This is a genomic window from Pseudomonas sp. NCHU5216, assembly GCF_052156495.1.
Classification (GTDB): domain Bacteria; phylum Pseudomonadota; class Gammaproteobacteria; order Pseudomonadales; family Pseudomonadaceae; genus Aquipseudomonas.
The window spans coordinates 17,101-37,412 of sequence record NZ_JBQLIX010000031.1; the positions used below are offsets into that span (position 1 = coordinate 17,101).

The window sequence follows — 20,312 nt, forward strand, 5'->3', positions numbered from 1 at the left end:
TCGAAGAAGCGCAGTTTACGCGTTGTAAATGAGCATTCTGAGAGCGATTTCAACGCAGCATCACCGAGCGCAGGCACTTTTCGTACAAAGCCTAGCCGCCGGTGACGCTCATAAAGCGCACCACCTGCACCTGCTCGTCGCTGGCGAAGTGGTGCTGCTGCGGCTTGAGGCGCAAGGCATCGACCAAGGCCTGACGCAGGCGCTCGCTGTCCCCCGGATGGCTGCGCAGCAGGCGCTTGAGATCCAGCGCATCGTCATGCCCCAGGCAAAGCACCAGCTTGCCTTCGGCGGTGACCCGCACGCGGTTGCAGTCGCCACAGAAGTTGTGGCTGTGCGGCGAAATGAAACCGATGCGCGTATCGCTATCCGCCACCTGCCAATAGCGTGACGGCCCACCGGTGCTGGCGCTGCTGCGCACCAGGGCATGGCGCTGCTCGATACGCTGGCGCACCTCGTCGCTGCTGCAGAATGTCTGCTCGCGGCTATGGCTGACCACGCTGCCCAGCGGCATTTCCTCGATGAAGCTGATATCCAGGCCTCGGGCCATGGCGAACTCGACCATGTCCAGCACCTCGTCGTCGTTGCGCCCGCGCTGCACCACGCAGTTGAGCTTGATCCGCGCAAAACCGGCCGCCCGCGCCGCCTCGATGCCGGCCAGTACCTGCGGCAGGCGGTCACGCCGGGTGAAAGCGGCGAAGCGCTCGCGTTGCAGCGAATCCAGGCTGATGTTCAGGCGCTTGACCCCAGCGGCACGCAACTGCGGCGCCAGCTCGCTGAGCTGCGAGCCATTGCTGGTGATCGCCAGGTCTTCCAGCTCCTCGCGTTGCCCCAGGCGTTGCAGCAGGCTGAGCAGATTCTTGCGTACCAGCGGCTCGCCACCGGTGATGCGGATGCGCTTCACCCCCAGGCCGATAAAGGCGTCGGCCACGGTGTACAGCTCCTCCAGGGTGAGGATCTGCGCGCGCGGCGCGAAGACCATGTCCTCGCTCATGCAGTAGGTGCAGCGAAAATCGCAACGGTCGGTCACCGACAGACGCAGATAGGTGATGCGGCGACCGAAGGGGTCGACGAGCTGGGTGCTGGACAAAGCCGGACTCCAGAAAATGCGAGATAGAAAGCACAGAGTTTAGAGGCTATCACTCCATCGTGGCGAGCCGGCAACGGCACTCGGCCATAGCCGAAACGGCATATCGAGGAAAACGCAAAGCCTCTGCAGTTACTGACCAAATGCGGTGCACGCCCCTCGCCTTGAGACCGCGCAAAGGCCAGTGCTACCATGCCTTGCCGCCGCCCGGCGGCCAGGGAAATCAAGGGTTTATGACCAGCATTCGCGAGCGTAACAAAGAGCTGATCCTGCGAGCCGCCAGCGAGGAATTCGCCGACAAGGGCTTCGCCGCCGCCAAGACCAGCGACATCGCCGCCAAGGCCGGGCTGCCCAAGCCCAACGTCTACTACTACTTCAAGTCCAAGGAAAACCTCTACCGCGAGGTGCTGGAAAGCATCGTCGAGCCCCTGCTCGCCGCCTCGGCCCCGTTCAACCAGCCGGGCCAGCCTGGCGAAGTACTCACCGCCTACATCCGCTCGAAGATCCGCATTTCCCGCGAACTGCCGCATGCCTCTAAGGTGTTCGCCAGCGAGATCATGCATGGCGCGCCGCACCTGTCGCCACAGCAAACCGAACAGCTCAACGCCCAGGCCAGCCACAACATCGCCTGCATCCAGCGCTGGATCGACCAGGGCCTGATGGCCAGCGTGGATCCCCACCACCTGCTGTTCAGCATCTGGGCCGCCACCCAGACCTACGCCGACTTCGACTGGCAGATTTCCGTGGTCACCGGCAAGGCCAAGCTCGACGACGCCGATTATGAAGCCGCCGCGCAGACCATCATCCGCCTGGTGCTCAAGGGCTGCGAGGTCGCACCTGCGCCGGGCAGCGCCAGTGAGCGGGTAAGCGGCGATTGATGGCTGACGAGCAGCCCGTCTCACCTTGGAGATGACAAAGCGTATGGATAGCAAACGACTCAACGAAACCAGCAAGTTTCTCAGCTATGTGCTCAGGCATGAGCCACAAGCCATCGGCCTGCGACTCGACAGCGAAGGTTGGGCCGATCTCGAATCGCTGATAAGCGCAGCAACCAAGGCTGGGCGGGCCCTGGACAAGGCCTTGATCCAGGCGGTGGTCGACAGCAGCGACAAGAAGCGCTTCAGCATTTCCGCCGATGGCCTGCGCATCCGTGCAGTCCAGGGCCACTCAACCAGCAGCGTGAGCCTGCAACATGTCGAAAGGACGCCACCGGAGTTTCTCTACCACGGCACGGCAACCCGCTTTCTCCAGTCGATTCGACAACAGGGCCTGATCCCGGGCTCGCGCCACCATGTCCACCTGTCGCAGGACATCCCCACCGCCGTTGCGGTAGGCCAGCGTTATGGAAAACCTGTGGTGCTGAAGGTTGCGGCGCAACGCATGCATGCGCAGGGTTTCTGCTTCTATCAGGCGGAGAACGGGGTGTGGCTGACCAGCCATGTGCCCACGGATTTCATCGCAGAAGAAACGCTGTAAACACAGGCTTCAGGTCGCTGCCCCGCGCAGCCTCCCAAACGGCTCAGAAAGTCACGCCAGCGATCAGGGCGATATTGCTGTAGGGCTGGCACTCACCCGTGCGGATCTGCACGCGTGCCGTGCGGCAGGCTGCCTTGAGTTCATCGTGGCTGAGCAGTTGCCGCTCGCCCAGCTCGCCATCTGCCGTCAACGCCTCGATCTCCGCCAGCGCCGGCGGCGCTACCTCCAGGGTTTCGCGGGCCAGCAGATGGCCCTGCACCTGCATTTCGCTGAGCAGCACCTTGAGCGTGGTGACGAAGTCCGGCACGCCGGCCGTCAGCGCCAGGTCGATGCAGGGCGTGCCAGGCGGCACCGGCATGCCGGCGTCGCCGATGACGATGACATCGCCATGGCCGAGACGGGCGATGGCGGCGGAGAGTTCGGCGTTGAGCAGTGGGGTCTTCTTCATGCGGGCAACTCGTGACGATAAGGGATCGAAGGCTGGGCGCCTGGCCGGGTCACCGCCAGGGCTGCGGCTTGCTGGCCCAGGGCGATGGCCGCCGGCAGCGGTTGGCCGGCCGCCAGGGCAGCGGCGAACCCGCCGACGAAGGTGTCGCCGGCTGCCGTGGTGTCCACGGCCTGCACCGGCGTCACGCTGAAATGCCTCTGTTGCTCGGCATCGGCATAAAGCACGCCCTGCGCGCCAAGGGTGATCAGCACGCGGCAAGCGCCGGCCTGCAACAGGCTGTGCGCAGCAAGCTGCGCCGACTGCGGTGAATCCACCGGCATGCCGGTCAGGGCGGCAGCCTCGCTTTCATTGGGAATCAGGTAATCGGCCATGGCGTACCAGTGCGCCGGCAACGGCCCGGCCACGGGTGCCGGGTTGAGGATGACCGTACACCCCGCCTCGCGGCCCACGCGCATGGCGGCCTCGACACTGGCATCCGGCACCTCCAGTTGCACGATCAATACCTGCGCTGCGGCCAGCAGGTGCTGCTGGGCCTCCAGATGCGCAGGCGTCAGCGCGCCATTGCCACCGGCGACGATGACGATGGCGTTCTGTCCGGCATCGTCCACCAGAATCGAGGCGATACCCGTGGGTACGCCATCAACCGTTTCCACGCCCGCGCAATCGATACCCTCCTCGATCAGCCCGCTGCGCAGTTGCTGCCCGTATGCGTCAGCCCCGACGCAACCGATCATCGCCACCTGCGCCCCAAGCCGCGCGGCAGCCACGGCCTGGTTGGCGCCCTTGCCGCCAGCGGCGGTGGCGAAAGCCTGCCCGGCCAGGGTCTCGCCGCCACGCGGCAGGCGTGGCGCGCGCACGATCAGGTCCATGTTCAAGCTGCCGACCACCAGCACTTTGCCTTGCATCTGTCTCTGCCTCAGGGCGCCTTGCGCCCACTGGAATAATGTTCAGCGCTGGACTCGCGGACGATCAGGGTCGGTTCGAGCAGGCGTTGCTCGGCCTCCAACCCCGGCTCACGCACCCGCGCCAGCAGCCGTTGGGCCGCCTGCTCGCCAAGCTGGCCGATGCGCTGGCCCACGGTGGTCAACGCTGGATGCAGGTAACGGCTGACCTCGATGTCGTCGAAGCCCACCAGCGAGAGCTGCTGCGGCACCCTGACCCCACGCTCGGCTGCGGCGCGCAGCACGCCGAGAGCGATCATGTCGTTGCCGGCGAAGATCGCCGTGGGTGCATCGGCGCTGCTCAGCAGCGCCTGCGCAGCGGCGTGCCCACCCGGGCTGGTGAAAGCGCAGTCCACCACCGGCAACGCCTCTATGCCCGCCTCGCTCAGGGCGCGTCGATAACCGGCCACGCGCAACTGCACCACCTGGGTACTGGCCGGCCCGCCAATGCAGGCGATACGCCGGTGCCCCAGCTCCAGTAGATGCCGGGTCGCCAGGTAACCGCCGAGCTCATGGTCGACCTGCACGCGATCGGCCTGCACCCCGTCCAGGGAACGGTCGACCAACATCAGCGGCACCTTTACCGCCGCCAGCGCCTGGGCGAAGGCCGGGTCGCTGGCCACGGTGGCGACGATCAGCCCGTCGATGCGCCGCTCCAGCAGCACCCGCAGGTAACGCAACTGCTTGTCGCCGTCGTCATCGGAGTTGCACAGGATCACGCTGTAACCGTTGCGCTCGGCGTGGTCTTCGATGCCCCGCGCCAGCTCGGCGAAATAGGGGTTGCTGGCGTTGGGCACCAGCAGGCCAATGGTGCCGGTGGCGCGCACGCGCAGCGAACGGGCCACGCCGCTGGGCACATAGCCCAGTTCGGCGATGGCCGCCTCCACCTTGCGCCGCACCTGATCGCTCACCGGGCGGGTGCCGTTGACCACGTGTGACACCGTGGTGAAGGAAATACCGGCCAGTGCGGCGACGTCCTTGATGGTGGCCATGCGTGCTCAGGCCCGACGTTTGGCGCGGTAGCTGCGGTAGGTGTCGAGGATCACCGCCACCACGATCACCGCGCCGGTGATGATGCGCTTGGTCGGCTCGCTGGCGCCGATCTGCGCCAGGCCCGCCGCCAGCACGGAGATGATCAGCACGCCGAAGAAGGTGCTGATCACCGAACCACGCCCGCCCATCAGGCTGGTGCCGCCGATCACCACGGCGGCGATCACCTGCAGCTCCAGGCCGGAACCGGCGTTCGGGTCAGCCGCTTCCAGGCGGGAAATCTGAAACAGCGCCGCCAGGCCGGCGAGCAGGCCCATCAGGGCGAACACCGACACCTTGTAGGGTTTGGGGTTGATTCCAGCCAGGCGTACGGCCTCTTCGTTGGTGCCAATGGCCACCAGGTAGCGACCAAACACGCTGCGGGTCAGCAGCAGGTGCGCGGCGGCAATCACCAGCAGAGCGATGACGAAGGACGGCGAGATGCCGGCGGCGAACGGCGTCGACAACCAGGCATAGGCATCGCCGATATAGGCGGTGCGCGAATCGGTAAGCTGATAGGCCACACCACGGGCCATCTCCAGTACGCCGAGGGAGACGATGAACGAGGGAATGCCCCAGGCCACGGTGATGATGCCGGTTACGCTGCCGGCCAATGCCGCGCAAGCCATGCCCAGCAGCGCGGCGGGCAGGATGCCCCAGCCAAAGCCAAGGGTGGCCACGCTGACCACGGCTGCCGCCAAGGCCAGCACCGAGCCCACCGACAGGTCGATGCCGCCGATGATCAGCACCAGGGTCATACCCACCGCCAGTACCATCAGGTCGGGAATCTGGTTGGCCAGGGTGGTGAAGGTGGCGTAGGAGAGAAAATGGCTGCTCAACGAAGAAAACAGCACGATCATCGCCAGCAACGCGCCAGCCAGGCCGAGGTAGGTGCCCAGGCCCTGATGCAGGCCACTGCGTTTGGCGGGCATGGCGGATGGAGTGGTCATCGGGAAAGCTCCTGTAACGGGGGAACGGCCTCGTCGAGCAAGGCCTCGCGGCTGCGATAGCCGGCGAACGCGGCAGCCAGCAGACGATCCTGGCTCCAGTCGTCGCGGTCGAAGGTTTCGATCAGGCGGCCGGCCGACATCACGCCGATGCGGTCGCAAATCAGCATCAGCTCACGCAGGTCACTGGACACCACCACCAGCGCCTTGCCCTGGCGCGCCAGCTCGCCGAGCAGGCCGTAGATCTCGAACTTGGCACCAACATCGATGCCACGGGTCGGCTCGTCGAACAGCAGCACCTGGCAGTCACGCTCCAACCAACGGCCAATCACCACCTTCTGCTGGTTGCCACCGGACAGCTCGACCACGGCCTGCTGGCCACCATTGCAACGGATGCGCATGGCATCGATATGCCGCTGCGCCAGCGCCTGTTCGGCCGCCGGGCGCAGCACGCCGTGCCGGGAAACCGCCGGCATGTTACCCAACGCCAGGTTGGCGGCAATCGGCTGGCCGAGCAGCAGGCCTTCGCCCTTGCGGTCTTCGGTGATCAGGGCGATGCCGTGGCGTACCGCTTCGGCGGGCGAACGCACCTGCACCGGCACAGGCGGGTTACCGATGGCTACCTGGCCGCTGTCGGCACGGTCGGCGCCGTAGATCAGACGCAGCAATTCGGTACGACCGGCGCCGATCAGCCCGGAAATGCCGTAGATCTCCCCTGCCCGCACGCTGAACGACACCTCGTCCACCTTGCCGCGCCGGCTGAGCTGGCTCACCTGCAATAGTGGCGCGCCGATCTGCCGCTCACCCAGGTCGATGGCGTCGCCGACCTCGCGGCCCACCATCAGGGTGACCAGCTCGTCGCTGCTGTAGCGGTCGATGGCTTCCACCGCCACCAGTTGCCCATCGCGCAGCACGGCCACGCGCTGCGCCACCTTGGCCAGCTCTTCGAGGCGGTGGGAGATGTAGACGATGGCCACACCAGCGGCACGCAAGCGCTGAATCTGCTCGAACAGCAGATCCACCTCGCGGGCGGTGAGCATCGCCGTGGGCTCGTCCAGCACCAGCACGCGGCAGTCACCGATCAGGTTGCGGGCGATCTCCACCATCTGCTGATGGCCGACACCTAGCGCCGACACCGGCGTATCCGGATCCACCGCCTCCAGGCCGACCCGGGCCATGGCCTCACGGGCCATCTCGCGTAGGCGACCACGGGCAATCCAGCCAGCGCGGCTGGGCAGGTTGTCGAGAAACAGGTTCTCGGCCACGGTCAGGGTGGGCAGCAGGTTGAGCTCCTGCAGCACCATACGCACGCCGAGGCGCTCGGCCTCGCGGCGGCTGGCCGGCGCATAGGGCTGGCCGAGAAAACTCAAAGAGCCGGTGGTCGGCTGCTCCAGCCCGCAGAAAATCTTGGAAAGGGTACTTTTGCCGGCGCCGTTCTCGCCGGTCAGCGCCAGCACTTCACCGGCGCGCAGCTCCAGCTCGACCCCGCCCAGCACGGGCTGAGCGTAGGTCTTGCCGATATTGCGGGCGGCGAGAACGGTCTCGCCGGCCACTACCGCGTGGGTCACGGTTTGGTCACGAGTTCGACCGGAGTTTCGATCACGCCGTCTTTCGCGCCGGTGGGCTCACCCTTGACCAGCTTGAGCGCCGCTTCGATGCCGAACACCGCCTGGCGCGCGGCGAACTGGTCGGCGGTAGCGAGCACGCGGCCATCCTCGAGCATCGGCTTGATGGCGTTGATGTTGTCGTAACCGACCACCTGCACCTGGCCCTTCTTGCCCGCCGCACGCACGGCCGACACCGCGCCGAGGGCCATGCTGTCGTTACCGGCCAGCAGTGCCTTGAGGTTCGGGTACTCATTGAGCATGGCCGAGGCCACGGCGTTGCCGCGGTCGATCTCCCAGTTGCCAGACTGCACGCTGACGATCTTCATGCCAGCCGCTTCCATCGCATCCTTGAAACCGGCAGTGCGCTGCTGGGCATTGGTGGTGGTGGAAACGCCTTCGATGATGCCGACCTCGTCACCGGCCTTGAGCTTTTCCTTGGCCAGGTATTCACCCACCAGACGCGCGCCCTTGCGGTTGTCCGGGCCCACGAAGGGCACGTCCAGGCCTTTGCTCTTGACCACTTCGGGGTCGAGGCGGTTATCGATGTTGACCACCTTGATGCCCGCGTCGCTGGCCTTCTTGATCACCGGCACCAGGGCCTTGGAGTCGGCCGGCGCAATGACCAGGGCATCGACCTTGGACACGATCATCTGCTCGACGATGCGAATTTGCGCCGAGGTGTCGGTTTCATCCTTGATGCCATTGGCGACCAGCTCGAACTGATCGGGATGTTCCTTCTGATAGGCCTTGGCGCCGTCCTCCATGGTGCGGAAGAACTCGTTGGCCAGCGACTTCATCACCAGCGCCACACGCGGCGGCTCGCCTTCGGCGGCATATGCAGTGGAAAGGCTGACAAGAGCGGCGGCGCCAAGAGCGATGGCGGCGCAGAGACGGGCAGGACGGAAACCGGACATGAGGGAGTACTCCGTGGTTATTGTCGTTCTTATCGATACGCAAACGTTTGCGAGAGGCAGAAATTATGAAATGGACGGTGCCTTGTCAAATTTTCGTGAGGGGAACAACACGGCGCCACGGCACATCGGAGCGCGCGAACGCCAGGGAGCAATGGGAGATACCCCCGTGTAAGCTTGCCAAGGTCTGCATGGCTGGACTTGCGGCACAACCTGCCTAGCGAATTTCGGCACATGCACAGCACACTCATAGCCATCACCACTGAACGAAAGCAGGAGTTCGCCAATGAGCGCTCGAATGCTGGCTATCCAGGCCGATATCACCACGTTGAAGGTCGATGCCATCGTCAATGCCGCCAATTCATCGCTACTGGGTGGCGGTGGCGTGGACGGCGCCATCCACCGCGCAGCCGGTAACGAGCTGCTACACGAATGTCGCCTACTCGGCGGTTGCAAAACAGGGGAAGCCAAGCGCACGCGCGGTTATCGCTTGCCCGCCGCGTTCATCATCCATACCGTCGGGCCGGTCTGGCACGGCGGCAGCGAGGGTGAACCCGCCCTGCTCGAAGCCTGCTATCGCAACGAATTGCACCTGGCTGCCGAATGTAGCGCCCGCTCCATTGCCTTTCCCAGCATCAGCACCGGCATCTACGGCTACCCCATCGAAGCTGCGGCCCGCCTGGCCGTGACCACGGTTCATGAGGAACTGGCCCGCCATCCAGGGATCGACGAAGTGCTGTTCTGCTGCTTCTCGGCCAGCGATCTGGCGATCTACCAGCAGGTACTGGCCGAGCAGCAGCATTGAATCAGCGCGGCAACGGTGCATCCTCGGGCAGGATGCCCTGCTCGCGCAGCGCCTGCCAGAAGCCCGCGGGAATCGCCGCCTCCAGCAGGCGCACATACTGCGCCGGGCGAGCCGGGGTAGCACTGCCGGGGATGACCGATTGCACCACCGGGTTGGCCAGGCAGAACTGCATCGCCGCCGCGCGGATATCGACACCAAAGCGCTCGCCCAGCACCTGCAGTTGCTCGGTCTTGCGGCGGATGTCTTCGGGGATGCGGTCGTACTCATAATGCTCGCCGCCAGCCAGCACCCCCGAATTGAACGGCCCGCCGACGACGATGCCGACATCACGCCGGGCGCATTCGGGAAACAGGGTATCCAGCGCTTCACGGTGATCGAGCAGCGTGTAGCGCCCTGCCAGCAGGAACACGTCCGGGTCGGCCTGCTCCAGCGCCAGACGACAGGGCTCGACCAGGTTCACGCCAAGGCCCCAGCCACGGATCATGCCCTCTTCGCGCATGCGGGTAAGCGCCACCGCCGCTCCCTGCATGGCCTCGGCGAAGTATTCGCGCCATTTGGGGCCGTGCTGGTCTTCGGAAACGTCATGGATGAACACCACATCGAGGCGATCCACGCCCAAACGCTCCAGACTGCTCTCGATGGAGCGCCGCGCACCGTCGGCCGAGTAATCGATCACCCGACGGTTGGGTAGCTCCTGGGTAAAGGGCTTGGCGTTCTCGGGTTGATTGGCTGGCTGCAACAGCCGGCCCACCTTGCTGCTTAGCACGAACTGGTCGCGCGGCTTGCCGCTGAGCAATTTGCCGAAGCGCATTTCCGATAATCCCGCGCCGTAATGGGGCGAAGTGTCGTAGTAGCGAATACCGGCCTGCCAGGCGTTTTCCAGGGTGGCCTGAGCCTGCTCTTCGGGTACCGCCTTGAACATGTTGCCGAGCGGCGCGCCACCGAAGCCGAGCGTTGGGAGCGTGATACGCATGCTGCCTCCTGTTCATGGGTGTGTTTGCTGAGGACAGGAACAGGCGACCATTCGTTCGGCCGTTGTGCTCGACCGCTCGTCACACCGGAGAGGAAATCCGACAGACACTCCCTCCCTTGCCCTGCCAGTCGCTTCCTGCCTAGGCTGTGCCCCTTCGCCCACTTAGGACATGGCCATGGATAAGCAGCAGAGCTGGCGTCAACGCCTCTACATCATCATTTTCGAGACCAGTACGCCGGCGGCGCAGCGCTTCGACAATTGGCTGCTGGTGACCATCCTGGCCAGCCTGGTGGTGGTGATGCTCGATAGCGTCGAGCGCTTCCATAGCCAGCACGCCGAGCTGTTCAGCGCGCTGGAGTGGTTCTTCACCGCCCTGTTCGCCATCGAATATGGTTTGCGCCTGTACTGCTCACCCAAACCCATGCGCTATGCCTTCAGCTTCTTCGGCCTGGTGGATCTGCTCGCCGTGCTGCCGGCCATCCTGGCGCTGGTGTTCGCCGATGCGCAGTACCTGATGATCGTCCGCGCCATCCGCATGATCCGTATCTTCCGCGTGCTCAAGCTGCGCCAGTACCTGAACCAGGCCAACTTCCTGCTGGTGGCGTTACGCGGCAGCCGGCAGAAGATCGTGGTCTTCCTGGTCACGGTGTCCACCCTGGTCACGGTGTTCGGCGCGCTGATGTATGTGATCGAGGGGCCGAGCAACGGCTTCACCAGCATTCCCATCAGCATCTACTGGGCGGTGGTGACACTGACCACGGTGGGCTTTGGCGACATCACCCCACAGACACCCGTGGGCCAGATGCTGGCGACCATGGTGATGATCACCGGCTATTCGATCATCGCCGTGCCCACCGGCATCTTCACCGCCGAGCTGGCCAACGCCATGCGCCAGGACGGCTCGATGGAGCATGACTGCCCGCACTGCCGCAAACCCTTTCACGAACACAGCGCAGCCTTCTGCAACCGTTGCGGAGGGCCGCTGTTCAGTCGCAAGCACGAGGACGTGGACACAGCTTGAAGTAAAACCATGGGCCCCATGCGTGGTCTGAAAGGCGCTCACTGAGCTATAACACCGCCTTTTTAGCTGAAGGATGCGCCTGATGGCAGTCACCACCAACAATGCCACGGCACCAGCCAAGGCTGCCTGGATCGGTCTGATCCTGGGGCCCTTGCTCCTGCTGGTGTGCTTGATCACCGACCCGCCCAGCGGCTTGTCCGCCACCGCCTGGGCCACCGTTGGCCTGACGCTGCTGATGGCCACCTGGTGGTCGACCGAGGCCATTCCGATTCCGGCCACCTCGCTGTTACCGATCCTGCTGGTACCCGCCCTGGGCATCGACAGCCTCAACGCTGCCACCGCCCCCTACGCCAGCCCGACCATCTACCTGTTCCTCGGCGGCTTCATCCTCGGCCTGGCCATGGAGCGCTGGAACCTGCACAAGCGCATCGCCCTGATGACCCTGCTGGCAGTAGGCAGCAAGCCGAGCCGGCAGATCGCCGGTTTCATGCTGGCCACCGCCTTTCTCAGCATGTGGGTGAGCAACACCGCCACCACCATCATGATGCTGCCCATCGGCCTGTCGGTGATCGGCCTGCTGGCGGGCGAACAGGCTGCCAGCAACGCCGAGCGTGAACGTTTCGCCACCGCCCTGCTGCTGGCCATCGCCTATGCCGCCAGCGTCGGCGGTATCGCCACTCTTATCGGTACGCCGCCCAATGCCCTGCTCGCGGCCTTCCTCGAGGAAAATTACGAGGTGCAGATCGGCTTCGGCCAGTGGATGCTGATTGGCTTGCCGGTGGCGAGCCTGATGCTGGTATTCATCTGGTGGTGGCTGACCCGTGGCGGTTTCAACCTGGCCGGGCACGACAGCACGCAACTGATCCGCAACGAGTTGACCGAGCTCGGCCCCTTGAGCCGTGGCGAGAAACTGGTGGCCCTGGTATTCGTGATCACCGCACTGGCCTGGGTGTTCCAGCCGCTGATCGGCGACTGGGTGCCAGGGGTCAATGACACCAGCATTGCCATCGCCGCGGCGCTAGCCTTGTTCATCATCCCGGTGGACAGCAAGCAGCGCGTGTTCCTGATGAATTGGGAAAGCGCCAGCAAACTGCCCTGGGGCGTGTTGCTGCTGTTCGGTGGCGGCCTGTCCCTGGCCGGGGTGATCCGCAGCACCGGCCTGGCCGAGTGGATCGCGCAGAGCCTCGGTGCGCTGGGCGCACTGCCGGTGATCGCGATGATCGGCGTGGTGGTGCTGGTGATCATCTTCCTTACCGAAGTGACCTCCAACACCGCCACCGCAGCCGCCTTCCTACCGCTGCTGGGCGCCCTGGCGGTGTCGCAAGGCATGCCTGCCGAGCTGCTGGCGATTCCCGCCGCCATCGCCGCGAGCTGCGCCTTCATGATGCCGGTGGCGACGCCGCCCAATGCCATCGTGTTCGGCACCGGGCATATGCGCATCCAATCGATGATCAAGGCCGGCTTCGCCCTCAACCTGTTCGGGGTGCTGCTGGTGACGGTGATCAGCTATCTGCTGGTGGGGCTGATCTGGGCGCATTGAGCCGGACTCAGCAGAGATGACAACGGCGCCTGCGGGCGCCGTTGTCATATCGCGTGTTTGCCGAGTTTCGCCTCAACGATTCTGGTAATGCCGAAACAAGCCCGGCGGAATACCCGAGCTATCGGTTTCCGTCCAGGGGCCAGCGGCTTGCGGCGACCAGCTCCAGCCGCCATTCCAGCGGTAGAAGATGCGCTCGCGGTAGAACAGATCATGCGCACCCTCCACCACATAGACGCCCAATGCCGGGCTCCAGTGGCTCTTGACCCCGGGCGGCGGTGCGTAGCGCGGGTGCGCCGGTTGCTGCACATCAGGCGCGGGGGAACCCGGTGCCCCTGGCTGCAGGCCGGCACAGCCGGCCAGCGCCAGGCTCAGCGTGCACAGCAGCGCCAGTCGTTTCATTGTGCCTTGGCCTCGGGACTGTCGATCAACAGCTTCTGCACATCACCGGCGCTGCTGGAGACCGGCCCGACCTGCCCCGTCCATTCGCCCTGGGTGGCATTGCCGGCCCGCGAAACACGGGCCACCAGTTGCACCTGGTCGAATCGGGAAAGCTTCAGCTCCGGCATCATCGCATCGACATCGGACAGGCTGACCTGCGCCGGCAGGTCGGACACCTTCAGGCGCTTGACCGCCAGTGGCATGGGCGGGCCGCTGAGGGCACGGGCGAAGATGAACACGGCATCGTCCGGCTTGACCTGCGCCTGCACCTCGGGCGCCAGCGAGACGCTGACCTCCAGGGCCTGTACCTTGGCCGCAGGCTCGCTGGCAGCGCTGGCTTGCTCGCCCTCGCCGATCTGCTGGCGGGCACGCTCGATGCCGCTGGCGATGGCGGCACGCGACGGATCCTGCTCGGGCAATACCGCGACCAGGCGCTCCCAGTAGCGCACGGCATCGGCATAGCGCTGGCTTTCGTAGGCGGCGATACCGAGCAGGCCGAGGCTGGTGACTTCTTCCGCATCCGCCTTCAGCGCCTCGTCGGTCAGCGCCTGCAACTGCGCGTTCCACTGCTTGCCATTGGCGAAGTACAGCGCCTGGGCCCACTGCCCGAGCAGCTCGGGCGCGCGGCCTGCCAGGCCCACCGCTTTCTCGAAGGCCTTGGCGGCGTCGGCGGCACGATCCTGCGCCATGTAGGTACGGCCGAGGAAGTACCAGGCTTCGGCGGACTCCGGCTGCTCCTGCACCGTACGCTCCAGGCGGGCGGTCATTTCCTCGATGCTCTGCGGTTGCTGCGCAGCCATTTCGCGGGCCTGCTGCAATTGCTCCAGGGCGCCCCAGTGCATGTACAGACCCACGCCGAGCACCGGCACCAGGATCGCCGCCAGCAGCGGAATCTTGCTGCCCAGCACGCTGCTACGGCGCTGCATGCCTTCGGTGTCGGTGAGCAGCTCGCGCGCAGCCTCGGCACGGCCGGCTTCCAGCCCGGCATCGTCGAGCACGCCGCGCTGGTGCTGGGTCTGCAGCTCCTGCAGGCGCTCCTGATAGAGGGTGACGTTGAGGGCGGTACGGTCTTCCTCGGCCTGCAGCTTGCGCACGCGCAGCACGGGGATCAGCAGGAAGGCCAGGGCAGTGAGCAACAGCAGCCCGGCGGGTAACCAGAAATCGATCATCGGTCTTTCTTGTCCTGAGAGGCTTGTTCGAGCAGTGCGGCGAGGCGCTGCTTTTCGTCAGTGCTGAGGCCATTGTCCGGGCGCGCTTTCTGGCCACGGCGGCGCAGGACGATCACCCCGAGCACGCCGAAGCCGATCAGCAGCAGGCCGGCCGGGCCGTACCAGAGCAGCAGGGTGCGGCTGGTCACGGGCGGGTTGTAGAGAACGAAGTCACCGTAGCGGGCGACGAGAAAATCGATGATCTGCGCGTCCGTCTTGCCCGCTTCGAGCATCTGGTAGACCTCGTTGCGCAGATCCATGGCGATCGGCGCATTGGAGTCGGCGATGTTCTGGTTCTGGCACTTGGGGCAGCGCAGTTCCTCGACCAGCGTGCGATAGCGCTCACGCTCCGCCTCGTTGGCGAACTCGTAGGTGTCGATGGCGGCATGGGCGCTGGCCAGCAGGCCCAGCGCCAGACCAGTGGCGATCAGCAGGCGCTTCATTGCTGGGCCTCGTCGACCAGTTGCTGGTAGATCGGCGCCAGTTGTTCGCGCCAGATGCGCTCGTCGATGGCGCCGACGTATTTGTGGCGGATGATGCCCTTGGCATCGATGAAGAAGGTTTCTGGCGCGCCATAAACCCCCAGATCCAGCCCCAAGGTGCCCTTGGCATCCTCGATGTTGAGCTGGTAAGGGTTGTGCAGGTCACGCAGCCACTTCTGCGCAGGCTCACGTTCATCCTTGTAGTTGATGCCATGAATGACCACGCCGGCTTCGGCCAGTTTGTTCAGTACCGGATGCTCATGGCGGCAGGATGGGCACCAGGTGCCCCAGACATTGACCAGCGCGGGCTTGCCCTTGAGGTCGGCCTCGGTCAGGGTACGGGATGGATCGGTCACCGACGGCAGGCTGAACGCCGGGAACGGCTTGCCGATCAGCGCCGAAGGCAGCTCGGACGGATCGAGGAACAGGCCGCGATAGAGGAACACGGCCATCGCCAGAAACGCCAGCAGCGGCAGCAGCAGTAACAGACGTCTCATGCGGTTGCCTCCATGCCCAGTGCTTCGCGCACCCGGGTTCTGACCTTGATGCGATAGCGCTTGTCGGCAGCGGCGAGAAGGCCACCGAAGGCCATCAGCAGGCCGCCGAGCCAGATCCAGCGCACGAAGGGCTTGATATGGATGCGCACGGCCCAGGCGCCCTGCTCCAGCGGCTCACCGAGAGCGACGAAGAGGTCACGGGTGAAGCCGGCGTCGATGCCCGCCTCGGTCATGGTGGCCTGCTGCACGGTGTACAGGCGTTTTTCCGGGTGCAGCACCTTGATCTGCCGCTCGCCGTCGAAGACGCGCACCGTGCCCTTGTCGGAAATGAAGTTGGGGCCTTCGTGATGCACGGCACCCTCGAACTGGAAACGATAGCCGCCCAGCTCCACCGAATCGCCCGGCGCCATACGCAAGTCACGCTCGTAGCTGCCCAGGCTGGTGAGCACCACGCCGAGGGCGCAGAAGGCGAAGCCGAAATGCGCCAGTTGCATGCCCCAGTAGCTGCGACCCAGGCTCGGCAGGCCCTTGAGCAGGCCTTTGTGACGGGTCTTGTCGAGTACATCGCGCACGCCAGCCAGAACCACCCAGAAGGCCAGCAGGCAGACTGCTAGCACCGCCCAGTGGAAATCGCCATGGAGGAAGGTGGCGATCACGGCCAACACCGCGCTGGCCACCAGTACCGGGGTCAGCATGCTGCCCAGCCATTTCAGCGGGGTGTCCTTCCAACGCACCAGCACACCCACGGCGATCACCGCCATCAGCAGCGCCATCAGCGGCAGGAACAGAGCATTGAAGTAAGGCGGGCCGACCGACAGCTTGGCACCGGTCAGGGCATCGAGCACCAGCGGATAGAGCGTGCCGAGCAGAATCATCGCGGCGGATACCACCAGCACGATGTTGTTCACCAGCAGCAGCGTCTCGCGCGACCACAGGCCGAAGCCCACCTGGCTGCGCACCACAGGCGCGCGCAGCGCAAACAGCGCCAGCGAACCGCCGACCACCACCAGCAGGAAGGCGAGGATGAACACGCCACGCTCCGGGTCGGTGGCGAAGGCGTGCACCGAGGTCAACACGCCGGAGCGCACCAGGAAGGTACCGAGCAGGCTGAGGGAGAAGGCGGCGATGGCCAGCAGCACGGTCCAGCTCTTGAACACACCACGCTTCTCGGTCACCGCCAGCGAATGGATCAGCGCGGTGCCCACCAGCCAGGGCATGAACGAGGCATTCTCCACCGGATCCCAGAACCACCAGCCGCCCCAGCCCAGTTCGTAGTAGGCCCACCAGGAACCGAGAGCGATACCGATGCCAAGGAAAGCCCAGGCGACTATGGTCCAGGGCCGCGACCAGCGCGCCCAGGCGGCGTCCAGCTTGCCGCCGAGCAACGCGGCGATGGCGAAGGCGAAGGCCACGGAGAAGCCGACATAGCCCATGTACAGCATCGGCGGATGCACGATCAGGCCGAAGTCCTGCAGCAGCGGGTTGAGGTCACGACCGTCGACCGGCACGTTGGGCAGCAGGCGCTCGAAGGGGTTGGAAGTGATGATCAGGAACAGCAGGAAGCCGACGCTGATCATGCCCATCACCGCCAGCACGCGAGCCAGCATTTCCTCTGGCAGATGGCGCGAGAAGATCGACACGGCGAAAGTCCAGCCCCCCAGGATCAGCGCCCACAGCAGCAAGGAGCCCTCATGCGCGCCCCACACGGCGCTGAACTTGTAGTACCAGGGCAGCGCCGTGTTGGAGTTGTGCGCCACGTAGGCGACGGAGAAATCGTCCACCATGAACGCGTAGGTCAGACAGCCGAAGGAGAATGCCAGGAAGGCGAACTGCCCCCAGGCCGCCGGCTGCGCCAGGCTCATCCACTGGTGGTCGCCACGCCAGGCACCGATCAGCGGCAAGGTGGCCTGCACCAACGCCAGGCACAGGGCCAGGATCATTGCCAGTTGGCCGAGCTCGGGGATCATTGCGCGTTCTCCTGCTGGTAACCCTGCTTGCCGGCAGTCGCCGCGTCGTGCTGCTGTTTCATCCCACTCTTTTCCAGCGCCTGCATCACTTCCGGCGGCATGTAGTTCTCGTCGTGCTTGGCCAGCACCTCGTCGGCCACCAGCACGCCGTCGCCGTTGACCCGGCCGAGGGCGACGATGCCCTGCCCTTCGCGGAACAGATCCGGGAGGATACCGTGGTAACGGATGGTCACCTCATGGGCGCCATCGGTGACCACGAAGTCCACTTCCAACGAATCGGCCGAGCGCTTCACCGAGCCCTCCTCGACCAGGCCACCGGCGCGGATGCGGGTGCCTTCCGGCGCTTCGCCGTTGGCAATCTGCGTCGGCGTGTAGAACAGGTTGATGTTCTGCTGCAGCGCACTGAGCGCCAGTGCCACGGCGATGCCCACACCGCAGAGGATGGCCAGAACGATGTACAGGCGTTTCTTGCGAACCGGATTCACTTGGACTTCTCCCGGCGCAAACGGCGCGCCTCGTCTTGCAGGTAACGGCGGCGCGCCAGGATCGGCAATGCCACATTCAACGCCAGAACCACCAGGCTGATGCCATAGGCGCTCCAGACGTAGGCGCCATGGGTGCCCATGGCAAGGAATTCGGCGAACGAGGAAAAGCTCATGCGCGCCCCTCCACCAGCTTCTGCACTTCGGCCTTCACCCAACTGCTGCGCGACTCGCGCTTGAGCACTTCCAGACGCATGCGATAGAGCAGCACGGCGCCGAAAAAGCAGTAGAAACCCAATACCCCGAGCAACAGCGGCAACCACATTTCAACGGGCATGGCGGGCTTCTCGGTGAGCTTGAAGGTGGCGGTCTGGTGCAGCGAGTTCCACCACTCCACCGAGTACTTGATGATCGGAATGTTGACCACGCCGACGATGGCCAGCACGGCGCAGGCCTTGGCCGCGCTGTCGCGGTTGCTGATGGCGTTGCCCAGGGCAATGACGCCGAAGTAGAGGAACAGCAGGATCAGCATGGAAGTCAGGCGCGCGTCCCACACCCAGTAGGTGCCCCAGGTCGGCTTGCCCCAGATGGCGCCGGTGATCAGCGCGATGAAGGTCATCCAGGCGCCAATAGGCGCGGCCTGCTGCAGGGCCACGTCGGCCAGCTTCATCTTCCACACCAGGCCGACCAGGCCGGCGACGGCGAGCATGACGTAGATCGACTGCGCCAGGAAGGCGGCCGGCACATGGATGTAGATGATGCGGAAGCTGTTGCCCTGCTGGTAGTCCGGTGGCGCGAAGGCCAGGCCCCAGACCAGGCCTGTGATGATCAACAGCATGGCGGCGACGCTGAGCCAGGGCAGCCAACGACCGCTCATCTCATAGAACCACTTGGGCGAACCCCATTTGTGAAACCACGTCCAGTTCATTCGCTCGACTCATCATCTACACGTAGCCCGGAGGAACTCCGGGGAGGCTATCGAGAGCTCCCGGATTGCATCCGGGCTACATCACGGTTCGTTCTTATTCGCCAACGCTGATGGTCAGGCCGGCGGCAATCGCAAAAGGTGTCAGGGTCACCGCCAGGGCAGTGAGGCTCGCCAGCCACAACAGGTGGCCGCTCGCCGGCAATCCTTGCAGGGCCGCCTGCAATGCTCCGCTACCGAGAATCAGCACCGGGATGTACAGCGGCAGAATCAGCAGCGCCAGCAGCAGGCCGCCGCGCTTGAGGCCGACGGTGAGCGCTGCGCCCACCGCGCCAAGCAGGCTCAGCACCGGAGTGCCGAGCAGCAGGGAGATCAGCAGCACCGGCAGGCAACGCCCGGGCAAACCGAGCATCAAGGCCAGCAAGGGCGCCAGCAATACCAGCGCCAGGCCGCTGAACAGCCAGTGTGCCAGCACCTTGGCCAACACCAGAAGAGGCAGGGGGTGCGACGAAAGGACCCACTGCTCCAGCGAGCCGTCCTCGAAATCACTGCGGAACAGCCCGTCCAGCGAGAGCAGCACGGCCAACAGCGCCGCCACCCAGACCAGGCCAGGGGAAAGGGTTTGCAACAATTGCGTCTCCGGCCCCACCGCCAGAGGGAACAGGGCGATGACGATGGCGAAGAACACCAGCGGGTTGGCCAGATCCGACGGACGACGGGCCAGCAAACGCATCTCGCGACTGAGCAATTGAGTGAAGACGTTGCTCATGCGGCGTGCTGCCCCAGATCGAGTTCGCGGTAGGTAGCCGGCTTGTGCTGCAGGCTGTGATGGGTGGTCAGCACCACCACGCCGCCACGCTGGCAATGGCTGGCCAGGTGCGCTTCGAGCTGCGCCACGCCGTGTTTGTCCAGCGCGGTGAAGGGCTCGTCGAGCACCCACAGTGGCGGTGTGTCATCCAGATACAGGCGCGCCAGGGCCACACGGCGCTGCTGGCCGGCGGACAGGGTGTGGCAGGGCACGTCCTCGAAACCGCGCAGGCCAACCGCTTCCAGCGCCTGCCAGATCGCCTCGCGGCTGGCCGGGCGATGCAGGGCGCAGAGCCAGGCGAGATTCTCTTCAGCCGTGAGCAGGCCCTTGATGCCGGCAGCATGGCCGATCCAAAGCAGATTGCGCGCCAGTTCGCCGCGCTGCTCGGCCAGCGCCCGTCCCTGCAGCAGGATGTCCCCGGCGGTCGGTTGACGCAGCCCGGCTATCAGGCGCAGCAGGCTGGTCTTGCCGCTGCCGTTGGGGCCGCTGATCTGCAGCATGTCGCCACTGTCGAGGCGAAACGCCAGATGCTCGAAGAGCATGCGCCAGTCCCGCTCACAAGAGAGCGCCACGGCTTCGAGAAGAGGAACGGAAGAGGTCATCGATACCTGGCAGGGTTCAAGTCGGCGATGGTTCGGCCGCTATACTGAGGCGTGCCGGAAGCGCTGTACGCAACGGGGCGGCATTATACATGTCACAGCACGGCACCCGCAGTCGGCATTT

At 65.1% G+C, this 20,312-nt stretch carries 23 protein-coding genes; 5 read left to right on the plus strand and 18 right to left on the minus strand.

From position 1 onward, the window contains the following. Window positions 1-91: 91 nt before the first annotated feature. Complete coding sequence (gene moaA / locus ACSVIK_RS19070; RefSeq protein WP_442445801.1) at window positions 92-1,087, minus strand: GTP 3',8-cyclase MoaA; 996 nt, start codon at window positions 1,085-1,087, stop codon at window positions 92-94. Window positions 1,088-1,317: 230 nt separating this feature from the next. On the opposite strand from moaA, the gene ACSVIK_RS19075 reads away from it, so the two are divergent. Together ACSVIK_RS19075 and ACSVIK_RS19080 are read left to right on the plus strand one after the other, a co-directional pair. Then, window positions 1,318-1,962 (plus strand): TetR/AcrR family transcriptional regulator, encoded by a 645-nt coding sequence (locus tag ACSVIK_RS19075; protein ID WP_442445802.1) that lies wholly within the window; start codon window positions 1,318-1,320, stop codon window positions 1,960-1,962. A 43-nt stretch (window positions 1,963-2,005) separates the two neighbouring features. Further along, entirely contained in the window at window positions 2,006-2,560 is a 555-nt protein-coding gene (locus tag ACSVIK_RS19080) for an RNA 2'-phosphotransferase (RefSeq protein WP_442445803.1), read from the plus strand. Between the two features lie 43 nt (window positions 2,561-2,603). On the opposite strand, the gene rbsD is transcribed toward ACSVIK_RS19080, so the two are convergent. The 6 genes from rbsD to ACSVIK_RS19110 are packed head-to-tail and all read right to left on the minus strand — an operon-like array spanning window position 2,604 to window position 8,446. After that, the gene (gene rbsD, locus ACSVIK_RS19085) at window positions 2,604-3,008 is read right to left on the minus strand and encodes a D-ribose pyranase (protein WP_277372415.1); all 405 of its coding nucleotides are present in this window, start codon (window positions 3,006-3,008) and stop codon (window positions 2,604-2,606) included. Continuing rightward, window positions 3,005-3,913 carry a ribokinase gene (rbsK, locus tag ACSVIK_RS19090; protein WP_442445804.1) on the minus strand — a complete coding sequence of 303 codons (909 nt, stop codon included), beginning with the start codon at window positions 3,911-3,913 and terminating at the stop codon, window positions 3,005-3,007. Before rbsK ends, rbsD begins: the two co-directional genes overlap by 4 nt. Before the next feature lie 11 nt (window positions 3,914-3,924). Next, the gene (locus tag ACSVIK_RS19095) at window positions 3,925-4,941 is read right to left on the minus strand and encodes a LacI family DNA-binding transcriptional regulator (protein ID WP_442445805.1); all 1,017 of its coding nucleotides are present in this window, start codon (window positions 4,939-4,941) and stop codon (window positions 3,925-3,927) included. A gap of 6 nt (window positions 4,942-4,947) precedes the next feature. Further along, window positions 4,948-5,928: an ABC transporter permease gene (locus tag ACSVIK_RS19100; RefSeq protein WP_442445806.1), complete on the minus strand. Its 981-nt coding sequence runs from the start codon at window positions 5,926-5,928 to the stop codon at window positions 4,948-4,950. Beyond that, a complete protein-coding gene (locus tag ACSVIK_RS19105) occupies window positions 5,925-7,478 on the minus strand; it encodes a sugar ABC transporter ATP-binding protein (protein ID WP_442445840.1) in 1,554 nt (517 codons plus the stop codon). Before ACSVIK_RS19105 ends, ACSVIK_RS19100 begins: the two co-directional genes overlap by 4 nt. Window positions 7,479-7,489: 11 nt before the next feature. Continuing rightward, window positions 7,490-8,446: a sugar ABC transporter substrate-binding protein gene (locus tag ACSVIK_RS19110; protein WP_442445807.1), complete on the minus strand. Its 957-nt coding sequence runs from the start codon at window positions 8,444-8,446 to the stop codon at window positions 7,490-7,492. Between the two features lie 283 nt (window positions 8,447-8,729). Here ACSVIK_RS19110 and ACSVIK_RS19115 point away from each other — a divergent pair, with 283 nt between their 5' ends. Further along, window positions 8,730-9,248 carry an O-acetyl-ADP-ribose deacetylase gene (locus ACSVIK_RS19115; RefSeq protein WP_442445808.1) on the plus strand — a complete coding sequence of 173 codons (519 nt, stop codon included), beginning with the start codon at window positions 8,730-8,732 and terminating at the stop codon, window positions 9,246-9,248. 1 nt (window position 9,249) lies between these two features. On the opposite strand, the gene ACSVIK_RS19120 is transcribed toward ACSVIK_RS19115, so the two are convergent. Continuing rightward, window positions 9,250-10,221, minus strand: a complete 972-nt coding sequence (locus ACSVIK_RS19120; protein ID WP_442445809.1) for an aldo/keto reductase — start codon at window positions 10,219-10,221, stop codon at window positions 9,250-9,252. Window positions 10,222-10,396: 175 nt separating this feature from the next. Here ACSVIK_RS19120 and ACSVIK_RS19125 point away from each other — a divergent pair, with 175 nt between their 5' ends. Both ACSVIK_RS19125 and ACSVIK_RS19130 read left to right on the plus strand, forming a co-directional pair. Next, window positions 10,397-11,242 (plus strand): ion transporter, encoded by an 846-nt coding sequence (locus ACSVIK_RS19125; protein WP_268178211.1) that lies wholly within the window; start codon window positions 10,397-10,399, stop codon window positions 11,240-11,242. 82 nt (window positions 11,243-11,324) lie between these two features. Then, on the plus strand, window positions 11,325-12,782 hold the full coding sequence (locus tag ACSVIK_RS19130; protein ID WP_442445810.1) for an SLC13 family permease: 1,458 nt from the start codon (window positions 11,325-11,327) through the stop codon (window positions 12,780-12,782). Between the two features lie 72 nt (window positions 12,783-12,854). Here the strand turns inward: ACSVIK_RS19130 and ACSVIK_RS19135 are convergent, their stop codons facing one another. The 10 genes from ACSVIK_RS19135 to ccmA form a co-directional block, all read right to left on the minus strand. Beyond that, window positions 12,855-13,181, minus strand: coding sequence for a hypothetical protein (locus tag ACSVIK_RS19135; protein ID WP_442445811.1), 327 nt, complete (start codon window positions 13,179-13,181; stop codon window positions 12,855-12,857). Continuing rightward, on the minus strand, window positions 13,178-14,389 hold the full coding sequence (gene ccmI / locus ACSVIK_RS19140) for a c-type cytochrome biogenesis protein CcmI (protein WP_442445812.1): 1,212 nt from the start codon (window positions 14,387-14,389) through the stop codon (window positions 13,178-13,180). The genes ACSVIK_RS19135 and ccmI overlap by 4 nt, the downstream gene beginning before the upstream one ends. Then, entirely contained in the window at window positions 14,386-14,871 is a 486-nt protein-coding gene (locus ACSVIK_RS19145; RefSeq protein ID WP_442445813.1) for a cytochrome c-type biogenesis protein, read from the minus strand. Before ACSVIK_RS19145 ends, ccmI begins: the two co-directional genes overlap by 4 nt. Continuing rightward, the gene (locus ACSVIK_RS19150; protein WP_442445814.1) at window positions 14,868-15,407 is read right to left on the minus strand and encodes a DsbE family thiol:disulfide interchange protein; all 540 of its coding nucleotides are present in this window, start codon (window positions 15,405-15,407) and stop codon (window positions 14,868-14,870) included. The genes ACSVIK_RS19145 and ACSVIK_RS19150 overlap by 4 nt, the downstream gene beginning before the upstream one ends. Next, complete coding sequence (locus ACSVIK_RS19155) at window positions 15,404-17,374, minus strand: heme lyase CcmF/NrfE family subunit (protein WP_442445815.1); 1,971 nt, start codon at window positions 17,372-17,374, stop codon at window positions 15,404-15,406. Before ACSVIK_RS19155 ends, ACSVIK_RS19150 begins: the two co-directional genes overlap by 4 nt. Then, window positions 17,371-17,859 (minus strand): cytochrome c maturation protein CcmE, encoded by a 489-nt coding sequence (gene ccmE / locus ACSVIK_RS19160; RefSeq protein WP_442445816.1) that lies wholly within the window; start codon window positions 17,857-17,859, stop codon window positions 17,371-17,373. The genes ACSVIK_RS19155 and ccmE overlap by 4 nt, the downstream gene beginning before the upstream one ends. Continuing rightward, on the minus strand, window positions 17,856-18,032 hold the full coding sequence (ccmD, locus tag ACSVIK_RS19165) for a heme exporter protein CcmD (protein WP_442445817.1): 177 nt from the start codon (window positions 18,030-18,032) through the stop codon (window positions 17,856-17,858). Before ccmD ends, ccmE begins: the two co-directional genes overlap by 4 nt. Continuing rightward, a complete protein-coding gene (locus ACSVIK_RS19170; protein ID WP_442445818.1) occupies window positions 18,029-18,784 on the minus strand; it encodes a heme ABC transporter permease in 756 nt (251 codons plus the stop codon). The genes ccmD and ACSVIK_RS19170 overlap by 4 nt, the downstream gene beginning before the upstream one ends. 94 nt (window positions 18,785-18,878) lie before the next feature. Then, window positions 18,879-19,550, minus strand: coding sequence for a heme exporter protein CcmB (gene ccmB / locus ACSVIK_RS19175; protein WP_268178220.1), 672 nt, complete (start codon window positions 19,548-19,550; stop codon window positions 18,879-18,881). After that, complete coding sequence (ccmA, locus tag ACSVIK_RS19180; RefSeq protein WP_442445819.1) at window positions 19,547-20,191, minus strand: cytochrome c biogenesis heme-transporting ATPase CcmA; 645 nt, start codon at window positions 20,189-20,191, stop codon at window positions 19,547-19,549. Before ccmA ends, ccmB begins: the two co-directional genes overlap by 4 nt. Window positions 20,192-20,312: the final 121 nt, after the last annotated feature.